Below are 20227 nucleotides of genomic sequence, written 5' to 3'. Positions count from 1 at the left end.
TTGGCGGACCTTTCAGTGTGTCTTTAGACATGGGCCAGTACCCCAGCGTTTCACGCGTAGAGCAAACCACCAGTTAGACTGGTGGTTCTGATTATTGATGAAAAGTCTTTTAAGTTATCACAAATTTCCTGTTTTTATGCATAGAAAAGGGTTGTTTTTGAAGAAATATGGAAATAGCATTTACAAAATAAAATTAAATGTGTTAACTTGAATAGTATTAATGGTTAACTTAAAAGAGGGGGAGGTTAACGATGCAACATTTTTGGGTTGTTGGAACAGATACAGATGTCGGTAAAACGGTTATCACTACATTACTGATGCGTCAATTACAAAAGAATGATTTACAAGTCATGCCTTATAAACCTGTGCAAACTGGCGAAGTTTATGGGAATGGGTACTACTTTTACAACGATACAGCAATGTATGAAAAGTATTCATTACAAAGATTAAAACAAGAAAATTTAAATGGCTATTCGTTTAAGGAAGCCGCATCACCACATTTTGCTGCACAGCTGGAGGGACAGCAAATTGATGTGGGGCATTTATTACAGCAAATTCAGTTGCTACAACAAGCAAACGATGTCGTGATTTGTGAAGGAGCAGGTGGACTTTATGTACCGTTAGATACATATGGAGAAAATACTCTTCTTGATGTAATCGTTCAAAGTAAGCTTCCAGTCGTTCTTGTCACACGAACAACTTTAGGAACGATTAACCATACATTGCTTACACTTGAGGCATTACATGCTCGTAATGTTGAGGTTCTTGGCATTGTATTTAATGGAGACACAGGAAGTCAGATGGAACGAGATAATGTGAAAATGATTCTACAATATCATGATTTACCATATGCGACGATCCCAAAGCTTCAGGATATTTCACATATTATTGACTATTCCATTTCACACACATCTTTGTTTGAAAGGTTGTTCAAATATGAAACAAGCATTAACTGAATTGCAGAAGAGAGATTTACAGCATGTTTGGCATCCTTGCTCACAAATGAAGGACTATGAGCAATTTCCACCAATTGTTATTAAAAAAGGACAAGGTGTATGGCTTTATGATGAAAATAATAATCGCTATTTAGACGCTGTATCTTCCTGGTGGGTGAATTTATTTGGACATGCGAATCCGCGTATAAGTCAAGCATTAAGTAATCAAGCGTTTACATTAGAGCATACGATCTTTGCGAATTTTTCACATGAACCTGCCATTAAGGTGGCAGAAAAATTAGTCTCCTTAACACCAGACGGTTTAAATAAAGTATTTTTTGCAGATAACGGCTCGTCAGCAATAGAAGTCGCACTTAAAATGAGTTTTCAATATCATATGCAGACGGGAAAAACAACGAAAAAGCGATTTTTAGCTTTAACGGATGCTTATCACGGTGAAACACTTGGTGCCTTATCTGTTGGCGGGGTAGGGCTGTATAACGAAGTGTATCAGCCACTTTTATTGGATACAGTACGTGCACAAGGACCGGATTGCTTCCGATGTCCTTTTCAAGAGAATCCTGGAAGCTGTCAAGCCCAATGTATACAGTTTGTTGAAGAGGAGCTTAGTCAGCATCATGAAGAAATTACAGCTATTATTATTGAGCCACTTATTCAAGCAGCTGCAGGGATGAAAATGTATCCTCCAATCTATTTGAAGCGACTGCGAGAGCTATGTACAAAATACGATGTACATTTTATCGCAGATGAAATTGCAGTAGGGTTTGGGCGTACAGGTACATTATTTGCCTGTGAGCAAGCGGATATTGCTCCAGATTTTATGTGCTTATCAAAAGGTTTAACGGGTGGTTATTTGCCACTATCCGCAGTTTTAACGACTGATGATGTATACAACGCTTTCTATGATGATTACGGGACAATGAAAGCGTTTTTACACTCCCATAGCTATTCCGGTAATACACTTGCTTGTCGCGTAGCCCTAGAAGTTTTGACAATGTTTGAAGAGGAACGTGTGCTCGACATGATACAAAACAAGGGTGGACGTATGCGAAAGCTAGCTATGAAGGCATTTGAAGAGTTGCCGTTTGTTGGTGAATATCGACAGGTAGGACTAGTTGGCGCAATTGAATTAGTCGCCAATCGTGAAACAAAGGAGCCGCTACCGAGTGATGAACGTATCGGCTATCAAATATATAAACGTGCCTTAGCAAAGGGCTTACTGATTCGTCCTCTTGGCAATATATTATATTTTATGCCTCCATACATCATTTCTGATGATGAAATGCGTTTTATGATTGATACAACAAAAGAGACGATCATGCAATTTTTTGAGAACTGGGAGGGAGTAAGTTGTTCAAACGACAATCAACACTGTCCCTTGTGATAATTGCGATGTTTGCTGCTTTAACCGCAATCGGTGCATTTATTAAAATACCGTTACCTGTAGTGCCTTTTACTTTACAAATTGTTTTTGTATTTTTAGCAGGCTGTTTGCTCGGCAGTCGCAATGGATTGCAAAGTCAGCTCGTCTACATAGGCGTTGGTTTAGTTGGTTTGCCAGTTTTTACTCAAGGTGGAGGCATCACCTATGTATTGCAACCAACATTTGGCTTCCTTATCGGCTTTGCACTGGCCGCTTTAGTAATTGGTTTCATGATTGAAAGAGTGGATACGCCAACGAAAAAACATTTTATCGGTGCAAATATTGTCGGGCTTATTATTATTTATGGGGTGGCAGTTCCGTATTTATATGTGTCTTTGAATTTCTGGTTACATATGAAAACGAGCTGGTCACATATTTTCGTAGTTGGCTTTTTAAACAGCATTGTTGCAGATTTTTGCTTAGCGATAGCTTCTGCATTTTTGGCCGAGCGACTATACAAAGTATTTAATTCAGCAAGGACTTTAAAAATTATACAAGCAGAGAGGGAGAATGTCTAAATGAATTGGTTACAGTTAGCAGAGGAAGTTATTGCAGGGAAAATCATTAGCAATGAGGAGGCTCTTGCCATTTTAAATAGTGATGATGATGAACTATTGAAGGTGATGGACGGTGCCTTTGCTATTCGTAAGCATTACTATGGGAAAAAAGTAAAATTAAATATGATTATGAATGCTAAGAGCGGTTATTGCCCGGAGGATTGTGGCTATTGTTCACAGTCATCAAAATCAACAGCACCGATTGAAAAATATCTATTCATTACGAAAGAGGAAATTTTAGCGGGGGCAAAACGAGCATTTGACAATAAAATTGGCACGTATTGCATCGTGGCAAGTGGTCGTGGGCCAACTCGAAAGGATGTCAATGTAGTAAGTGAAGCTGTTACAGAAATTAAAGAGAAGTATGGTTTAAAAGTATGTGCTTGTCTTGGCTTGTTAAAAGAAGAACAGGCACAGCAATTAAAAGAAGCGGGGGTGGATCGTTACAATCATAACTTAAATACATCTGAACGACATCACTCCTTTATTACTACGTCCCATACGTATGAAGATCGTGTTAATACGGTTGAAATTGCGAAGAAACATGGAATATCACCTTGCTCAGGTGCCATTATTGGTATGAAGGAAACAAAAGAGGATGTCGTGAATATTGCGCGTGCACTGCATCAATTAGACGCGGATTCCATTCCGGTTAACTTCTTAAATGCGATTGATGGCACGAAACTAGAAGGGACGAAGGAATTAAATCCACGCTATTGTTTAAAGGTTTTAGCGTTGTTCCGATATATGAATCCAACAAAGGAAATTCGTATTTCTGGTGGTCGTGAAGTCAATCTTGGGTCACTTCAGCCACTAGGTCTATATGCAGCAAACAGTATCTTTGTTGGGGATTACTTAACAACAGAAGGACAAGAAGCAAACAGTGATTATCGTATGCTTGAGGATTTAGGCTTTGAAATTGAATTATCGGAAAAGCAAGAAGCAGCATTTTGCTAAATAAAAACTTATCCCGCATTAACGGGCAGTAATGAACTGCCCGTAAAAGCCCGATTGGTGAAGACTAATAATCAGTGGAGATAAAGAAAACCCACTGATTAAAGTTTCACTTTATGAAATAAAATCTACTACTACTACTTAATTATCATCGAATGGAAAGCCGTATGTGCGTCGTGGAAAAGGCGTATATACGGCTTTTTCAATATGACAGTGACGGATAGACAATATTAAACGGTATAAAGATTGTTTTTATGCCTTAAAAAATCAAGTTTTCACAAATTGTTCAATGAAAGCGTTTTGAAATTGAACAGTTTGTGAAGGGCTTCACATAGGGCTTTATTTTAAAAAAAATCGGCGTAAAATAAGAATCAAGCAAGGAATTGTTATAAAACAGTTTAAAAAAGTATCACAATTTTTGGTGGTTGTTATATTACAAAAACAAATAGGAAGGGAGAATTTATTATGTGGGTTATTACAGTATTTGATAAAAAGGACGTTCGAATTTTTGAGTATACAAACAAAAATGAGGCAACTCAAGCTTTAGCTAAATTCAAGAAAAATGCAGTTTTAACATATACAAAATAATTTCAGATTAAAGTGAAGCAACCCTTTTCGACGCTATAGCGCATGAAGAGGGTTGTTTTTTACGTTGTACAGATTATCCTATTAATGAACGAGAATTGAAATCGCACTATACACTAATAAAAGAGCCATCACAATATTAAACGATTGACGATATTGTAGTAGAATTTTTTGAAAAACTGAACCAAATAGGGCCCAGCTGAATGTACTCATTATACCGACCAGTCCTAAAAATAAAGAAAAAAGAAAGTAGCTGACATAAGAAGAATAATAGGGAAGAATATAGGCTGCTACAACTGTAATGCCAAACAAAATACCTTTAGGGTTCACGAATTGTAATAAGACGCCTACGAAAAATAAGTTTCGTTTGTTTTCCTCTTCTTTATCACTATCATTCTCTTTGCTCGTTAGTATTTTAAAAGCCAAATACAACATATAGCCTACACCAAGAATGGTTAATGGAAATTCGATAATTGGCATGATATCTATAAGGACAACATTAAATAGACTACTCAATCCCGTAATCGTCAAAAAGCCAACCCCAACACCTATACAAAATCGAAGAGTTCTTGCTAATCCATGTTTGTTTGCAAATGTCATTGCCATGATATTGTTAGGACCTGGTGTAAAGCTAGTGATTATAACGAATACTAAAAAAGAAAATAAAGGCATTTGTGGACCCCCCTTGAATTTGTTTGTTATAATGTCTGAAATAAACAATATAACGTTCGTCTTTTTATTATACATAACGGTCGTTATATTGTACATTTCGAAGGGGTGAAATTTAATGGAAGAAATTCAACTTATCTTTGCTAGAAATTTAAAAGCTATTCGAGAGAAAGAAAAATTAAGCTTAGAGAAAGTTTCTCAATTGTGTGGCGTAAGTAAAACGATGATAGGACAAATTGAAAGGGGGGACTCCAGTCCAACTCTTACAACTATTTGGAAAATAGCGAATGGGCTAAAGGTATCTTTTACTACTCTAATTAATAATCCGCAGCCTGATACCGAGGTTATATGTAGAGAAGATATTCAAATACTGTCTGAGGATCATGGAAGGTATAGAGTGTATCCAAATTTCCCTTTTCAAGAGGATAGTCGCTTTGAAATATACTCAGTGGAGATTGAAAGGGAAGGGAAACTAAGCGCTGAGGCTCATAAAGATGGAACAGAGGAGTTTATCACTGTTTTTGATGGTGAACTAGTGATTTGTGTTAATGAAGACGAATTTAAATTAAAGAGTGGTGACTCTATTAGATTTAAAGCAGATCGTCCACACATTTACATGAATCCTGGTGATACGTTAACACGATTAAGTATGACTATCTATTATCCAAACTAAATTTGTAAACGGAAAAACCGTATGAGCACTTCAACTGCTAAAAAGTGCTCATACGGTTTTCTGTTCTCTTAATCCCGCATTTACGGGCAGTAATTTTATCTGTACTGAAAGCGAAGCGTCACCCACCTCAAAAACTAGCGAAGACATTAGGTGGGAGATGAATTGGCCGTAAAAGTCCGAGTGGTGAAGACTAATAAAAAGTGGGGGATGAAAAAAAACCCACGGATTAAAGTTTCCCTTTATAAAATGCTACCTAAGCGTTTAATTCCTTCTCGGATGACTTCAGGTGTTGCATTTGTATAATTTAGGCGCATTGTATTAACATCCGTTTTAGATGTGTAGAATGGATCGCCTGGTACGAAGGCAACTTTTTGCTCCATCGCTTTTTCGAAGACATCTAATGACGAAGTTCCATTATTCATTGTAGCCCAAATGAACATTCCACCCTCTGGTCGTGTGTAGTCCACATGTGCTGGGAAATACTCCTCCATTGCATTTAGCATAGCATCGGCTTGATTTTTATATAACGCTATAATTTTCTGAACGTGCTCCGTATAGTCATTGTTTGCTAAATAATCATAAATGACATATTGAGAGAAAATATTTGTGTGTAGGTCTGTTGCTTGCTTCGCAGTTTCGATATGCTGCATTAATTCTTTATTTTTTGTAATGATAAAGCCAAGACGCATTCCTGGTGTGACCGTTTTAGAGAAAGAACCTAGCAAAATACTATTTTCTAATTTACCAGCACCAATGTATGGTAGTGGCTCGCCTTGGAAGCGTAACTCTCCATATGGATCATCCTCAATTAACGCTACATCATATTTTGATAGGATTTCGCAAATTTGCTGACGTTTTTCTTTAGAATACGTAAGACCTGTTGGGTTTTGGAAATTTGGCACTGTATACACGAATTTTACATTTGGTTGTTGTAGTGCATTCTCTAATTCTTCTAAGTTTAATCCATCATTTTCGAGTGTTACACCATAGAAGGTTGGCTCACTTAATGTGAAGGCTTGAATAGCACCTAAGTAACCAGGCTCCTCGATGACGATACCATCGCCTTTGTTAATAAGTACTTTCCCAATTAGTTCAAGAGCCTGTTGAGATCCTGTTGTAATCAATACATCGTCAGCATGGACATCTAGTCCGTGTACTCGTTGATATTTTGCAGCAATGTACTCACGTAAAGGTGCATAACCTTGTGTACCTGAGTATTGGAATAGACGACTACCGTTTTCCGAAATAGCTTTGTTCGCAGATGCCTTTAACGCTTCAACTGGGAAAGAGATTGGGTTTGGAAGCCCCCCTGCAAAAGAGATGACATCCTCTGATTCAGTTACTTTCAAAATATTTCGGATGAATGAGGATGGGGTATTTAGTATCTTTTCTGAAAATTCCATAATTTATCGTTCCTTTTTTCTGATTTTTTAAAAATTATATCATTGTCATCATATGCATACAATATTATCATTGTATGCAAGACAATTAAATATTGTATGCAAAAAATGAGAGAGAAGGAGCTTAGCTTAGAATATGCCAGTTAATTCGTTTGAAGAATATCCAATGAGTTGGAAGCCGAATATTAGCAAAGGTTCGGCTCCATTATATATAGCAATTGCTGAACAGCTGGAACAAGATATAAAAGATGGGAAATTATCGCCAGGCACGAAGCTACCTCCTCAGCGTGAGCTAGCTGATTTTTTAGATGTTAATTTAAGCACGATCACAAGAGCTTTTAAACTTTGTGGGCAGAAGGGGCTTATTTATGCTTCTATTGGAAGTGGAACATTCGTTTCATCAGATGCGGCGACAACTAAAATTTTATTACCAACAAGTAATTCTTCTCAGATGATCGAAATGGGCTCTGTGCTGCCAGAAAATCATGCTAATGAGGATATTACACGTTATATGAAAAAGATGATGAATGACCCTAATTTTAGCAAATTGTTTCAATACGGACGACCAGAAGGAAATGCGTGGCAAACGGAGGCCGCCATGAAGCTTTTGGAAAAGGTCAACTTTCAAACGGACCAACCTGTATTGCTTGGGGCAGGGGGACAAAATGCCATTGTTGGCACGTTAGCGGCATTGTTTCAGCCAGGAGATCGGATTGGTACTGATCCTATTACTTATGCAGGTATAAAAACAGCAGCAAATATGCTTGGTATCCAACTAGTAGCAATCCAACAAAGAAACGGTGAAATGTCAAGAGAGGGGTTATTATATGCTTGTAAAAATGAGCATATAAAAGGTCTTTATGTTATTCCTGATTTTCATAATCCAACTACCCATACAATGTCGGTGGAAACAAGAAAAATGATTGCAGAGGTTGCGAGGCAGAAAGGTTTAATCGTCATTGAGGATGCGATTTATAGTTTTCTTAAGGAGAATCCACTTGCACCAATAGCGTCCTATGCACCAGAAAAGGTTATTTATATTGCCAGTGTATCAAAAACCATCTCACCAGGCTTACGACTATCCTATGTCGTTACACCGCCAGCGCTGCGAAAAAAAATAATGGAAACACTCTATAATATAAATATTTCAGTGTCTCTAATGATGGTGGAGCTTACAGCAAGAATGATTCATGATGGCGTTGCACAAACAATTTTAGAGAAGCACCGGTTGTATGCAAAGCAACAAAATGCCCTTGTCAATCAATATTTAGGAGATTATAACATTTTAGGAGAAGAAGAATGCATTTTCAGATGGCTTATACTTCCCGAAAAATTCACCAGTGTTCAGTTTGAATTGCTAGCATCAAAAGCAGGTGTGCAAGTGTATGCAGCTGAACGTTTTGCAGTTGGAAATGCGAAGCCGGTAAACGCAGTTCGTTTAGCAATCACTGCACCTGAAAATCAGCTGGAACAAGCGCTAATCATTTTGAAGGATTTACTTGAAAGTGATGGTGATTATACATTTGTTGATTAAAGTAAGGATACACCTTCAAAGGGAGGTGTATTTTTTTGTGTACTTTTAGAACTGGTAAGCGATAGAAAAAGTTAAAAAATGAGAAATTACTCATTAATCTTTAATCAACTTCTTATAAAAGATTCGTTATCTTTTCATTACGACCTGTTAAAGTGAAGGCTGTAAATAAGTTCCTAAAGATATAACATGATTCAATGTCCATATGATTCCCACATGATTATTCAGTGGTATTTGTTAATGGTTCATGTAGTTTTAGTTGGTATGCAACAGTCATCATAGAATTGTTTAAGGGTATGTATGACTAGTTGATATGAATAATAAGGAGATGGATTAATTGATTAAAAATTCATTTTTATCCGAAGAAACAGTGGCCTCCTCATTACAACAGATATTGAGTAAGGTTCCAGAAGTCACAATCTTCTTCTGGATCATCAAGATTATGGCAACTACGGTAGGTGAGACGGCTGCAGATTTCCTGAATTTTAACTTACACTGGGGTTTGTCCAATACGACCTTTCTAATGAGTGGCCTCTTGCTTATTACATTGTTCATTCAGTTCAAATCGAAAAAGTACGTGCCGTGGATCTATTGGCTCGTGGTCGTGCTAATTAGCATTATAGGAACATTAATCACAGACAACCTCGTGGACAATTTCGGGGTCGCTCTAGAGACGACTACTATTTTCTTTTCTATTGCGTTATTCGTGACATTTGTAGTTTGGTATATGAGTGAAAAAACATTGTCTATTCATTCCATCTATACATGCAAGCGTGAAGCTTTCTACTGGTTAACCATCCTCTTTACCTTTGCTTTGGGTACGGCAGCTGGTGATCTTATATCAGAAGGTATGGACTTAGGGTACTGGAAGTCTGGTCTCATATTCGCTGGCTTGATTGTTGCAGTTATGATTGCCCATTACGGTTTCAAGTTAAATGCCGTATTGGCTTTCTGGATTGCTTACATCCTAACACGTCCACTTGGAGCATCTTTCGGTGACTACTTGTCACAGTCTCGTGCAGCTGGTGGTCTTGGTCTAGGTACTATCGGAACGAGCGCAATCTTTCTAATTATAATTTTAAGTTTGATCATTTATCTGACCAAAACAAATAGAGATAAAATCTTGTTATCAAACATAAAGGAGAAGTAAAAAAGAACATCGAATGATTAATAAACTAGAATAATATAACCAAAGCGCTGAGAGTTTTCATTAAATTGGATACTCTCAGTTTTTTAACTTTTATTGACTAAAAATATAGTAAGTCAAAAATAAAATTTGATAGTTTTAGGATTTGAACATTTCCGACAGAAGACGCTCGATTCACAGCTAATAGTAATGGGAGGTGAATGTCATGTCGGTTGGCGATAGCCAAAAACGATGACATTGTGATAAGATAGAAACAAATGTTCTTGTATTGAGGTGGAGTCCATGTTAGTCAAAGGACTGCTAAGAATTCTAAAGAAACTTTGGTTAGTAAAATGAGGTGATAAAATATGAATAAAGGAAGAATCATTTTACATATCGACCTTAATTGCTTTTATGCCTCTGTTGAACAAATTTATGATCCCTCATTAAAAGGGAAACCCGTAGCCATCGCAGGTGATCCTAAAGAGCGTAGAGGTATTATTATTACGTGTAGCTACGAAGCAAGAGCAAGTGGTGTTTATACAACCATGAATGTCGGGGAGGCACGAAGGAAGTGCCCTGAGCTAATTGTACTACCGCCTAATTTTGAACGATATAGAGCTGCATCCAAGTCATTTTTTAATTTGTTAAAAGAGTATAGCGAAATTCTCCAACCAGTTTCCATCGATGAAGGCTATTTGCAACTTCCTATAGTTGTAGGCCAAAATGTATTGCAACACGTACAAAGTATGCAAGATAGAATCTGGAACGAACTGCAACTCCCTTGTTCAATCGGCATTGCACCGAATAAATTTTTGGCGAAAATGGCAAGTGATATGAAAAAGCCAATGGGTATTACAATACTCCGTAAGCGTGATGTGCCAACAGTTTTGTGGCCGATGAATGTAATTGAGATGCATGGGGTTGGCAAAAGTACAGCGGAGAAATTGGGGAAATTAGGTATCCGAACAATTGGAGAACTAGCTGTAGCTGATGAATATTTATTAAAACAAAACTTTGGCATTAATGGTCTAAGTATGAAGCAAAAGGCAAATGGCGAAGATGATAGACCTGTTGATCCAGAAGCAATATACGATACGAAAAGTGTAGGGAATTCAACAACACTTTCTCATGATACGACAGATAGAGATGAATTATTTAAAATAATATCAACACTTTCTGAAAAGGTAGCAGACAGATTAAAGGCCAAGAAACTTGCTGGGGTTACTGTAAGTATCATGATTCGTTCAGCTAATTGGGAAACATGTACACGGAGTAAGTCCATCAATAACGCGATTCATACAAAAGAGGATATCGTTGAGCATGCCTGGTATTTATTTAATAAGCATTGGGATGAAGAACCTGTACGGTTACTGGGCGTTACCGTATCGAATGTTAGTGATATTAAAGAAACGACACAACAGCTTACGTTATTTAACTTTGAAGAGCATATAAAAGATGAACCAATCATTAAACTTGTTGATCAAATCGAGCAAAAGTTTGGAAAAGGAATAATTTTGCGGGGGTCAGATATTACCAAACCAGTAGGGAAATATCAAGCAAATACGAGTTTTAGTAAGGACTTTTGGGACGAACATAAGTAGAAAGAAACTAATTTTAGTTTAATAAGAAATAATCCATCTTTAAAATCAAATAGAAAACCATCATTTCGATCAATCTTTTTTCGAAATGACGGTTTTCTATTTGTATTTAGATGAGATGTTTATTCAGGTATAGATTTTATATATTTGTAAAGTGTTCATTTTCCTTTTGTTCATAGTTTTCACGGCGAATTTTGATGTTTTGTAATACACTGTCTAGAACATTCCGTTCAGATAGCGTTTGATAAAGGACATTTTGTACCTCTGCGGCTTCCTTGTTTTCTTCTTGATTACTTAGAAATTCACTGTATGTTTCCATATATTCGTGATAATCAATATTAGAAAGTGTCTTAGCAGCAATTTGGTTGTGCTTAGTTAAAGCAGAAGTAAACTGTTTACGTGCCTCATCTGGTTGGGCAGGTATTATTTTGATTTTACCTCTTGTATCTGAGTCTCCTGTGAAATCAAGGAATTGATAATCAAACGCCAATGGTTTAGCAAGAGCGATATGAGCGTGAAGAGCAACAGCATGGTCACTAAGTTTTTCAGTTACCTCACGAAGGATATCGTTCCCTTTTTCAAGATAACGACTGCCATCGAGTGCGAGAACACGGCCGACTTCTTCAGAGAAAAAGTCTTGAGCAAGGAATTCCTGATCGTATCCGGTAGGCGGTAAAACTCGAAGTCTTAAGTTATTTGATACGATGTTATGGCCATTTATTTGCATAGCCACTTGAATGTTATAAAATCCTGGGTCATCAATTAACCAGCCATTTTTCCCTACGGAAACGAAAATGGTTTCGTACAGTGATTCACTAGGCATCATTACTTTGTTCTCTATGTTCCATAAATACTGAACATGAGGTAGTAACCGACGTCCTTGTTTTCCATCTTTTTTAACCATTACAGACATTCCGTATAAATCGGACAATAAATGTTTATTGATTGACTGAGGTTGATTCGAAGTATTCGTTAGTTTGATTTCAATAACTGTAGGTTCTAACCATTGGAATATAGGTGTTTTACGGTTAACCCTCAATTCAAGATTAAAAGAAGGGTGAATAGAAATGATTGGTTGCTCAAAACCATGATCTACAGCCCAGTCAGCATTACCCATTTGTACGAAGCGCTCAGGTGCGTGTCGCATAAACAACAGTTCTTGATCACTAAAACGATACTCAAAGTTTTTAAAGAACTCCTTGCCATTAGTTTTACTATCAAAATTGTAAGGATAATTCATAAAGCTTAGAGCCTTTGGTTCTGGGATAAGAGGACGCTCCAAAGGTTCCCAAGGATGACCTAGGTGTTTTTGCCAAGAATGCAGAAGATTAAAGGCATGTCCCATTTCATGGCAAGCACACCAAAAACGATAGCGCTGTACCCAAGCTGCTGGGGAGGGGTCACCTTTAGGTGGATCTGAAATAAATGAATTATTAAAAATTGCCGTCCCTCGACGCTGATTTGGACCTACGCTATCAAACATAATACCGCCCAGACCATGGCCTTCTTCAGCTTCCGAATTTGCAAAGAATGTCCACATGGACCATTGGGGCTTATTATCAAAGTGTGACCAATATACTTGCATGGCATCATGCATCTCTTGAGTGTTCCACTTTTTATTAGTTCCTGTATAGTCTTTGGAAACAATATTATTACCCTCTGATATTTTTACATCAAACCCAGTTCGTTTAAAAACCTCTGCGATTGATAGAGTTTCATCCGGCAAAGATGTAGGCATGTCTGGATGAGCGTGAGTTTGATAGGTTGTAACTGGCGTTGTCCCTTCTTCAGCATCAAATTCAAATTCCACAGGGTGGAAGTAGGGAGAATGAAACTGGAAGGTTCTAGTTCTATCTGTCTCCCCTCCGATAAGAAACGTGACTTCGGCAGTATGCTGTTCAGGTAATGAACCGCGTGTTACTTGTATTTTTACATTTGTATAAGGAAATGATTGTATGTCGTCTAGGTATTTATTTCGAATATTGCCTGTCCAAGTATTTGGTCCATTAGCCGTTAACTTGGCAATCCAATGAATAGTAGAAGACATGTTTGAAATAATAGTTCCGCTTGCTACCATTTGTGGGAAGTATCCGTCTACATCGAGGCGAAGTTCCTCACTAATTTGCTGTTCACTCCATGCATATAAGCCACTAATTGGTGCGAGGGGAAATTCTCCTAAACTGGAAGGGGTAATGGCTTTTACTAACTCTTTTGCTTCGTTCATTTTGTTTTGATCCATCTTTATTACCTCCATGTTTATTATTTTTTTGTCTTTCTTCCTCAATCCCAAGAGCCACAATGCTACGTTAAAAAATGCAAAATGTGTTTCAAGTATTATATATGCAGCAGGAACTATAAATATGACACATAAACACTATAAATTGGTAAAATAAATACAATGTGTAAAAATATAGCCCATAACCATAACGTGTGGTTGATTTCCGTTCCGACTGGGCGCTTTCCTGAGGGCGTCCGATGAGCCGCTTCACTCGCGTTGCTCGCTCCAGGGTCTCGGGCCAACACGATTTTGGTCACGAAGGCGTTATCACAGGACGTGATGGTTTTAGCCTTCGTTCCTCTTTTGCTGATCCCCGAGGAGTCGCCCAGTCTCCACTCCAATCAACTTATATACATGGCATACACTTTAACAAAAGTTATCCACTGCTTTTGGTGATGATTCGAAAATATATTAGAATAATCTGTTTATTTCCCGAGAAATACAAGAACAAAGAAAGAAGGTGTGGTAATGCATTATAAGGAGTACGGTGATCTACATAAGCCACTCATATTGTTGATTCATGGGGGTGGTGTTGGAGGTTGGATGTGGGATAAACAAGTCCAATACTTTTCCGATTATCATTGCGTTGTACCAGAATTAATAGATAACGAGGCTAATAATACCTCTGATTTTTCAATTGAAGATAGTGCAAAAAAGCTTCTATCTATAATAGAAGAAAAAGCAAAAAATAAGCGTGTCATAGTAGTCGGTTTTTCATTAGGAGCACAAATTGTTATTCAAATGGTTAGTTTAAAACCGCAATTAATAGATTTTGCCATTATCAACAGTGCTTTAGTGACACCTTCCCCAATTGCAGAAAAATGGATTCGACCATTGATAAAATTAACTTTTCTCTTAATAAAAAATAAATCATTCGCCAAGCTTCAAGCTAAAACGTTATATGTAGATCAAGACTATTTTGAGCAATATTATGAAGATAGTTCAAAGATAAAATTAGATACCCTTATTAAAATATTGCAAGAAAATATGTCTTTTGGAATTCCACACGATTTTTCGAAAGCTCAATGTAACATTTTAGTAACTGTCGGTGAAAAAGAGAAAGGCAACATGAAAAAATCTGCGCTTCATCTTGTGAAAAGCAATCCCAATTGTCAAGGTGTTGTGCTATCGAACATCGGCCACGGTGTCTCATTAGCGAGCCCTGAGTTTTTTAACCGTTTTGTTGAAGAGTGGATTAAGGATGGGAAGTTACCAGAAGGGGAGGTTATCAATTAGTCAATAGTGCAAAAAGGAATCTATTTTTACTTTTTGCCTATTCTATATAATAGGTAGGGAAGATATTTGTAAAACGTATGCCATATTTATAAGTTGATTGGAGTGGGGATTGGAGGATATAGGATGAATAGGCAAGATACACTCGTAGAAGCTGAAGTATTGGCGTTTCTAGACTCGGGTTCGACTCCTGTCGTCTCCATACATAAAGTGGCTACAAACGTAGTCATATTGAACGGGAAGTTGATCTCTTGTTGAATATCCCTTTTCTTATCCCTACATATTTTAACTATTCGTAGACCTTCAAATTCAGTAATGAAAGTGGAGGTTTTTTTGTTTTGTCTAAAAGTAGAAAGCATGGTGTATTTGCAGTAAGTAAGTGGTGATGTGGTTGTACTGCCCACAAAACAGTATGAGGACGTTCGCGATGCTATTACAGTAGCTGCAGCATTGGAAACGGTATTTAAACAAATGCAAATTGTGGGGCATCGGCAACGTACTATTGAAAGCTATGAATACATTTTTAATCCATTTATGACGGTTAATCGTATACAGTACGTTGAGGATATTTCAGTAGAATCAATTTATCATTATTTAGATGTATTAGAAGTTTCGCCGCGAACAAAGTTGATTCGTTTAAAATCAATTAAAGCCGTATTAAGCAAGTTCTATAATAACAGTTGGATTAAAGACCGCATCTGGGCGACTATCCATATTAAAGTGGATAAAGAGGTTAAAGAAGGGGCGAAAGAATCGGACATTGATAAGCTATTGCATCTAATTGACCAAACAACTTTTATTGGTTTTCGTGATGCTGCAGCCATTTCGCCCAAACAATCGTTAGCTACCCATAATGTCACAGAGAAATTTGAAAAAGTATCAACGGATATTTTTTATTACGTTCAGTTAGGATTAATAAAACCATTTGATATGGTTCTTTACGTGAAGTATTTAGAGTTATTTAACAAAGATTGTGGCTATGCATTTCCAACAATTTATCAGCTTGAGGATTATTTGAATTGCAGCCGCCAAAGTATTGTTTCGGCTAATAATCGATTAGTAGCCGTAGGATTGCTAATTCCTGATGTTAAAGTGAGAATGCTTATTTTGACTTATTATGCATTATCTACCGAATATATTAACTTGAACGCCATTACTTAAATCACATTAATCATTGAAAATGCTTGTCATTTTCTCTGCAACCTCTTCGGTAATCGCAAGAAATCGTTTGGAAATTGATGTCATGTAACGATCCTTAAGTGTAATTATATTAAGTTTTGTTTGTAACACTGGATTTGCTAGTGGTCTAAGTACCGGTAAATCAGGAGAATTAAGTAGCTTGAAACAGCTAGGTACAAAACAAATTCCTGCGCCTTTCATTACCATCATAAGTGTTGGTAATGTTTCTGTCCCCCAGTAAACGACATTAGGCGTAAATCCACTTTTTTGGCATGCCTCGATCACATCATCAGCAACACCTGATCCATAAGATGTTGTATTTAAAAGAAATCGTTCGTTTTTCAAGTCTGCAATTTCAATAGAATCTTTTTCACTTAGATGATGGTTGGGTGGAAGAGCTAAAAGTAAAGGTTCTGTTAGTAGTGTTGAGGTATGGATGTCCTCCGCTCTCACTGAAGTTCGGACAATTCCAATATCTATTTTATGACTTCTTAGTTCTTCTAAAATATATGATGTATTACCCTCGCGAACATGTGTAACTATGTTAGGAGTTTCCTTTTGAATTTTTTTTAAGACATTTGGCAAAATAAATAGATTTGCTGAAGTAGTACAACCCAATTTCACAGTACCTCTAATTCCTTCATGAAACTCGACTAATTTCTTCTCCGTATTCTCAGATAAATCAAGTAATTCTTTTCCTTTTTCATATAAAAATACTCCACTTGGTGTTAATTCAAGAGATCTACCTAAACGATTAAACAAAGTGACATTTAATTCTTGTTCAAATTTTCTAATTAAAATACTTAAGGGGGGTTGAGTCATTTGCAGTGCAGTAGCAGCTTTTGTAATGCTACCTTCCTCAACTACTGTAATAAAACAATGTAAACGATGAAGGTTCATTTTGATAACTCCTCCTTTTAGTATTCATAAAATATATGGAAGTCATATAAATATTATAATTTACATTATAAAAATGTAAAGATATACTATTTTCATAATTAAGAATAGTTCAAAAATTGGATCTGAACTGTATTTCAGTTTTAAGTTAGTTGATACCAGAGTGTGTCCATCCAATCGCAAATTATTAATTTAAAAATGGAGGTTTTATCAATGACAACTAAAATTACTCAACAATCAAAAACTGTAGAGTTAGCTAAACTGGACAAAAAGCACTTGCTACATCCAGCTACAAATCCGAAGGCTTTAATTGACAATGGACCGCCTATTATCTTTGTTAAAGGTAAAGGCGTTACAGTTACAAGTACGGATGATGTGGAATACATCGACGGGATGTCAATGCTTTGGAACGTGAACTTAGGACATGGGAATCAAGAACTTGCAGATGCTGGTAATAGTCAATTATCTACTCTCGCGTATGCATCATCATTTAAAGGATTCTCAAATGAACCATCCATTCTACTTGCTGAAAAATTAGCTGAATTAGCACCAGGAGATTTAAATAGTGTATTCTACACTTCTGGTGGGTCAGAATCAAATGATACAGCAATTAAATTAGCTCGTTTCTACTGGGAGCTTAAAGGGAAATCAGAAAAAAGAAAGATTATTGCGCTAACGAATGCTTATCACGGTGTAACAATAGGAGCGCAAACAGCTACTGGTCTTGCAGCATACCACAAGTTCGCATCATCAAATATAGACGGAGTTGTTCGTGCAACAGCCCACCTATTAAACAGCGAGTTAGGGGATAAAAGTGACCCGAACTATGCAGATTCTATCCGTGGAACAATTGAAAGAGAAGGTGCGGAGACGATTGCCGGAATTATTATTGAACCTGTGCAAGGTGCGGGCGGAGTTAATATTCCGCCAGAAGGTTACTTAGAAGCAGTTCGTAAAATCTGTGACGAGCACAATATCCTTTTCATGGCAGATGAAGTTATTTGTGGATTTGGTCGTACGGGGAAAATGTTTGGTGTAAACAACTGGAATGTTGTCCCTGATATGATGTCAATTGCAAAAGGAATTACGAGTGGTTATTCGCAACTTGGCGGGGTCATGATGAATGATGAAATTAGAGAAACAATTGCTAACTTCGATGCTGTTATCCCACATGGTTTCACATATAGTGGCCATCCGACTGCTTGTGCGATTGGACTGAAAAACATTGAAATACTAGAGCGTGATAATATTATTGACCACGTAAACAAAATGGAGAAAGAACTTAAAAAAGGTTTAGATTACTTAGCTGAAAAACATAGTATTGTAACAAATTGCAGAGTAATTGGTCTATTGGCTGCATTTGAACTTTATGAAGATCCAACAAGTGGAAAATTGTTTGATCCAACTGTTTTCCCAGCAAATGCGGTAGTTGACGCATGTTTCAATCGCCAATTAATATTAAGAGCGCTTGGAGCATATAACCAAATTGTGGCAATTGCGCCACCACTTATTATTAACAAAGAAGAAATTGAAAAAATGATTCAAATTATAGACGATTCGATTACTGCTTTTAAAAATACACGCAACTAAACTATTCCTATAAAGTAAGTTGAGTAGTGGTGGTTATAGTTAAAAAAGGGAGGGTTCTCTAGTGCTTTATATAAATGGTGAATGGCGAGATACAGGAAATAAATTAGATGTAACAAATCCTGCGACAGGAGAAATAATTAGAACTGTTGGTACAGGTGGTAAAACTGAAACTAAAGAAGCAATCGAAAGTGCGAAGAGAGCATTTGAATTCTGGGGTAAGACAACTGGAAGTGAGCGCAGCAACTACCTGTTTCAAGTGGTTCAATTGATGAAAGAAAAAACAAAAGAATTAGCTGAAACAATTACACTTGAAAATGGTAAGCCTTTACCAGATGCTACTCGTGAAGTAGCAGGTGCGATCGGCTATCTAGAATGGTATGCAGAGGAAGCTAAAAGAATTTATGGGGAAACAATTCCTGCATCTGCAGCTGATAAACACTTAATGGTAATTCGCGAACCTGTTGGGGTATGTGCAGCTATTACACCATGGAATTTCCCGTTATCGATGATTACAAGAAAAATTGCACCTGCACTTGCTGCAGGTTGTACGATTGTTTTAAAACCTGCTGACTTAACTCCTCTTTCGGCGATAAAAGTATTCGAATGCTTTCATGAAGTTGGACTACCTGCTGGAGTTGCAAACCTGGTAATTGGCCCAGCTGAAGAAATTGGGAACGAGATGACGAGTAACCCAGACGTTCGTAAAATCACATTTACTGGCTCGACGCGTGTGGGCAAAAAACTTATCCGTGATTCGTCTGATACAGTGAAGAAAATATCAATGGAGCTTGGTGGACACGCACCGTATATTGTGTTTGAGGATGCTGATATTGACGCAGCAGTTAATGGTATCTTAGTGTCTAAGTTTATTAACTCAGGTCAAACTTGCATCAGCACCAACCGGATTTACGTAGCAGAAACTGTAGCTGATGAATTCTCAGGAAAGTTAGCTGAAAAGGTATCTAAATTAGTTGTAGGAAATGGATTAGAAGATGGCGTAAATGTCGGTCCAGTAATTAATAAAGTGGCTCTTGAAAAAGTGAAAAGTCAAGTAGAAGACGCTGTGAAACATGATGGTAAAGTAATTGCGGGTGGTAATGTATTTACATTAAATAATGGTAGCGGTTACTTCTTTGAGCCCACAGTTATTCAATATGCAAGCGATAATATGAAGATTACAACAGAAGAAACATTTGGACCAGTTGCACCAATTTATACATTTAAGACGGAAGAAGAGGTAGTTGAAAGAGCAAACCATCCTGAATATGGTCTTGCAGCTTATTGTTATACGCGAGACATTGGTCGAGGCTTACGAATGATGCGTGCTTTAGAGTTCGGAATTGTTGGTATTAATGATCCAGCTCCAGTGGTTGTACAAGCTCCGTTTGGTGGTATGAAGGAAAGTGGAATGGGGAAAGAAGGCGGTTGGTACGGACTTGAGGAGTACTTGGAGAAGAAGTTTGTATCGATTTATTTAAAAGACGGATTGTAATATTAAGTGCAACACCCAGAAGTCAATATAAAGGAAGCCCATAACGACCTCGTGTAGAATGTAGTTACCACACCAAATTCAAA

17 protein-coding genes are annotated in these 20227 nt (G+C 37.2%); 13 read left to right on the top strand and 4 right to left on the bottom strand.

The window, feature by feature from the left end; genetic code table 11:
- Positions 1–251: 251 nt before the first annotated feature.
- From bioD to ACQKOF_RS24145, 5 genes are all read left to right on the top strand, one after another.
- Positions 252–956 (top strand): dethiobiotin synthase, encoded by a 705-nt coding sequence (gene bioD, locus ACQKOF_RS24165; RefSeq protein WP_427562705.1) that lies wholly within the window; start codon positions 252–254, stop codon positions 954–956.
- A complete protein-coding gene (gene bioA, locus ACQKOF_RS24160) occupies positions 937–2340 on the top strand; it encodes an adenosylmethionine--8-amino-7-oxononanoate transaminase (protein ID WP_427562702.1) in 1404 nt (467 codons plus the stop codon). The genes bioD and bioA overlap by 20 nt, the downstream gene beginning before the upstream one ends.
- Entirely contained in the window at positions 2307–2897 is a 591-nt protein-coding gene (locus tag ACQKOF_RS24155; protein ID WP_427562699.1) for a biotin transporter BioY, read from the top strand. Before bioA ends, ACQKOF_RS24155 begins: the two co-directional genes overlap by 34 nt.
- Positions 2898–3893 carry a biotin synthase BioB gene (gene bioB, locus ACQKOF_RS24150; protein ID WP_427562696.1) on the top strand — a complete coding sequence of 332 codons (996 nt, stop codon included), beginning with the start codon at positions 2898–2900 and terminating at the stop codon, positions 3891–3893.
- A gap of 462 nt (positions 3894–4355) precedes the next feature.
- Entirely contained in the window at positions 4356–4478 is a 123-nt protein-coding gene (locus ACQKOF_RS24145; RefSeq protein WP_277815945.1) for a hypothetical protein, read from the top strand.
- Positions 4479–4559: 81 nt separating this feature from the next.
- On the opposite strand, the gene ACQKOF_RS24140 is transcribed toward ACQKOF_RS24145, so the two are convergent.
- Positions 4560–5147, bottom strand: a complete 588-nt coding sequence (locus ACQKOF_RS24140) for a LysE family transporter (protein WP_427562693.1) — start codon at positions 5145–5147, stop codon at positions 4560–4562.
- 115 nt (positions 5148–5262) lie between these two features.
- Here ACQKOF_RS24140 and ACQKOF_RS24135 point away from each other — a divergent pair, with 115 nt between their 5' ends.
- On the top strand, positions 5263–5817 hold the full coding sequence (locus tag ACQKOF_RS24135) for a helix-turn-helix domain-containing protein (RefSeq protein ID WP_427562690.1): 555 nt from the start codon (positions 5263–5265) through the stop codon (positions 5815–5817).
- 239 nt (positions 5818–6056) lie between these two features.
- Here the strand turns inward: ACQKOF_RS24135 and ACQKOF_RS24130 are convergent, their stop codons facing one another.
- A complete protein-coding gene (locus ACQKOF_RS24130; RefSeq protein WP_427562687.1) occupies positions 6057–7220 on the bottom strand; it encodes a PLP-dependent aminotransferase family protein in 1164 nt (387 codons plus the stop codon).
- Positions 7221–7353: 133 nt separating this feature from the next.
- Between ACQKOF_RS24130 and ACQKOF_RS24125 the strand changes: the two genes are divergently transcribed.
- The 3 genes from ACQKOF_RS24125 to ACQKOF_RS24115 all read left to right on the top strand — a co-directional run bounded on the left by ACQKOF_RS24125 (position 7354) and on the right by ACQKOF_RS24115 (position 11478).
- Positions 7354–8751 (top strand): PLP-dependent aminotransferase family protein, encoded by a 1398-nt coding sequence (locus ACQKOF_RS24125; protein ID WP_427562684.1) that lies wholly within the window; start codon positions 7354–7356, stop codon positions 8749–8751.
- Positions 8752–9088: 337 nt separating this feature from the next.
- Entirely contained in the window at positions 9089–9898 is an 810-nt protein-coding gene (locus ACQKOF_RS24120) for a hypothetical protein (RefSeq protein WP_427562708.1), read from the top strand.
- Between the two features lie 344 nt (positions 9899–10242).
- Complete coding sequence (locus tag ACQKOF_RS24115; protein ID WP_427562681.1) at positions 10243–11478, top strand: DNA polymerase IV; 1236 nt, start codon at positions 10243–10245, stop codon at positions 11476–11478.
- Between the two features lie 136 nt (positions 11479–11614).
- On the opposite strand, the gene ACQKOF_RS24110 is transcribed toward ACQKOF_RS24115, so the two are convergent.
- Positions 11615–13714, bottom strand: a complete 2100-nt coding sequence (locus ACQKOF_RS24110) for a hypothetical protein (RefSeq protein ID WP_427562678.1) — start codon at positions 13712–13714, stop codon at positions 11615–11617.
- A 507-nt stretch (positions 13715–14221) separates the two neighbouring features.
- On the opposite strand from ACQKOF_RS24110, the gene ACQKOF_RS24105 reads away from it, so the two are divergent.
- Together ACQKOF_RS24105 and ACQKOF_RS24100 are read left to right on the top strand one after the other, a co-directional pair.
- On the top strand, positions 14222–14989 hold the full coding sequence (locus ACQKOF_RS24105) for an alpha/beta fold hydrolase (RefSeq protein WP_427562675.1): 768 nt from the start codon (positions 14222–14224) through the stop codon (positions 14987–14989).
- Positions 14990–15373: 384 nt separating this feature from the next.
- Positions 15374–16147, top strand: coding sequence for a hypothetical protein (locus tag ACQKOF_RS24100; RefSeq protein WP_427562672.1), 774 nt, complete (start codon positions 15374–15376; stop codon positions 16145–16147).
- A 6-nt stretch (positions 16148–16153) separates the two neighbouring features.
- On the opposite strand, the gene ACQKOF_RS24095 is transcribed toward ACQKOF_RS24100, so the two are convergent.
- The gene (locus ACQKOF_RS24095; RefSeq protein ID WP_427562669.1) at positions 16154–17065 is read right to left on the bottom strand and encodes a LysR family transcriptional regulator; all 912 of its coding nucleotides are present in this window, start codon (positions 17063–17065) and stop codon (positions 16154–16156) included.
- Positions 17066–17275: 210 nt separating this feature from the next.
- On the opposite strand from ACQKOF_RS24095, the gene ACQKOF_RS24090 reads away from it, so the two are divergent.
- Together ACQKOF_RS24090 and ACQKOF_RS24085 are read left to right on the top strand one after the other, a co-directional pair.
- Entirely contained in the window at positions 17276–18652 is a 1377-nt protein-coding gene (locus ACQKOF_RS24090) for an aspartate aminotransferase family protein (RefSeq protein ID WP_427562666.1), read from the top strand.
- Positions 18653–18713: 61 nt separating this feature from the next.
- Positions 18714–20144: an NAD-dependent succinate-semialdehyde dehydrogenase gene (locus ACQKOF_RS24085; protein WP_427562663.1), complete on the top strand. Its 1431-nt coding sequence runs from the start codon at positions 18714–18716 to the stop codon at positions 20142–20144.
- Positions 20145–20227 lie beyond the last annotated feature (83 nt).

This window comes from Lysinibacillus sp. NPDC093190 (genome assembly GCF_050280425.1).
In the GTDB taxonomy this organism is placed as follows: Bacteria; Bacillota; Bacilli; order Bacillales_A; family Planococcaceae; genus Lysinibacillus.
Note: the sequence above shows the minus strand (reverse complement) of the source record. Positions and strands in the feature narration are given on the sequence as shown.

What these genes read in the sequence shown, in the direction of transcription:
- ACQKOF_RS24095 (WP_427562669.1), bottom strand. Translation starts at nt 17,065, where the DNA reads ATGAACCTTCATCGTTTACATTGTTTTATTACAGTAGTTGAGGAAGGT.
- ACQKOF_RS24090 (WP_427562666.1), top strand. Translation starts at nt 17,276, where the DNA reads ATGACAACTAAAATTACTCAACAATCAAAAACTGTAGAGTTAGCTAAA.
- ACQKOF_RS24130 (WP_427562687.1), bottom strand. Translation starts at nt 7,220, where the DNA reads ATGGAATTTTCAGAAAAGATACTAAATACCCCATCCTCATTCATCCGA.
- ACQKOF_RS24105 (WP_427562675.1), top strand. Translation starts at nt 14,222, where the DNA reads ATGCATTATAAGGAGTACGGTGATCTACATAAGCCACTCATATTGTTG.
- ACQKOF_RS24135 (WP_427562690.1), top strand. Translation starts at nt 5,263, where the DNA reads ATGGAAGAAATTCAACTTATCTTTGCTAGAAATTTAAAAGCTATTCGA.
- bioD (WP_427562705.1), top strand. Translation starts at nt 252, where the DNA reads ATGCAACATTTTTGGGTTGTTGGAACAGATACAGATGTCGGTAAAACG.
- ACQKOF_RS24115 (WP_427562681.1), top strand. Translation starts at nt 10,243, where the DNA reads ATGAATAAAGGAAGAATCATTTTACATATCGACCTTAATTGCTTTTAT.
- bioA (WP_427562702.1), top strand. Translation starts at nt 937, where the DNA reads ATGAAACAAGCATTAACTGAATTGCAGAAGAGAGATTTACAGCATGTT.
- bioB (WP_427562696.1), top strand. Translation starts at nt 2,898, where the DNA reads ATGAATTGGTTACAGTTAGCAGAGGAAGTTATTGCAGGGAAAATCATT.
- ACQKOF_RS24125 (WP_427562684.1), top strand. Translation starts at nt 7,354, where the DNA reads ATGCCAGTTAATTCGTTTGAAGAATATCCAATGAGTTGGAAGCCGAAT.
- ACQKOF_RS24145 (WP_277815945.1), top strand. Translation starts at nt 4,356, where the DNA reads ATGTGGGTTATTACAGTATTTGATAAAAAGGACGTTCGAATTTTTGAG.
- ACQKOF_RS24110 (WP_427562678.1), bottom strand. Translation starts at nt 13,714, where the DNA reads ATGGATCAAAACAAAATGAACGAAGCAAAAGAGTTAGTAAAAGCCATT.
- ACQKOF_RS24140 (WP_427562693.1), bottom strand. Translation starts at nt 5,147, where the DNA reads ATGCCTTTATTTTCTTTTTTAGTATTCGTTATAATCACTAGCTTTACA.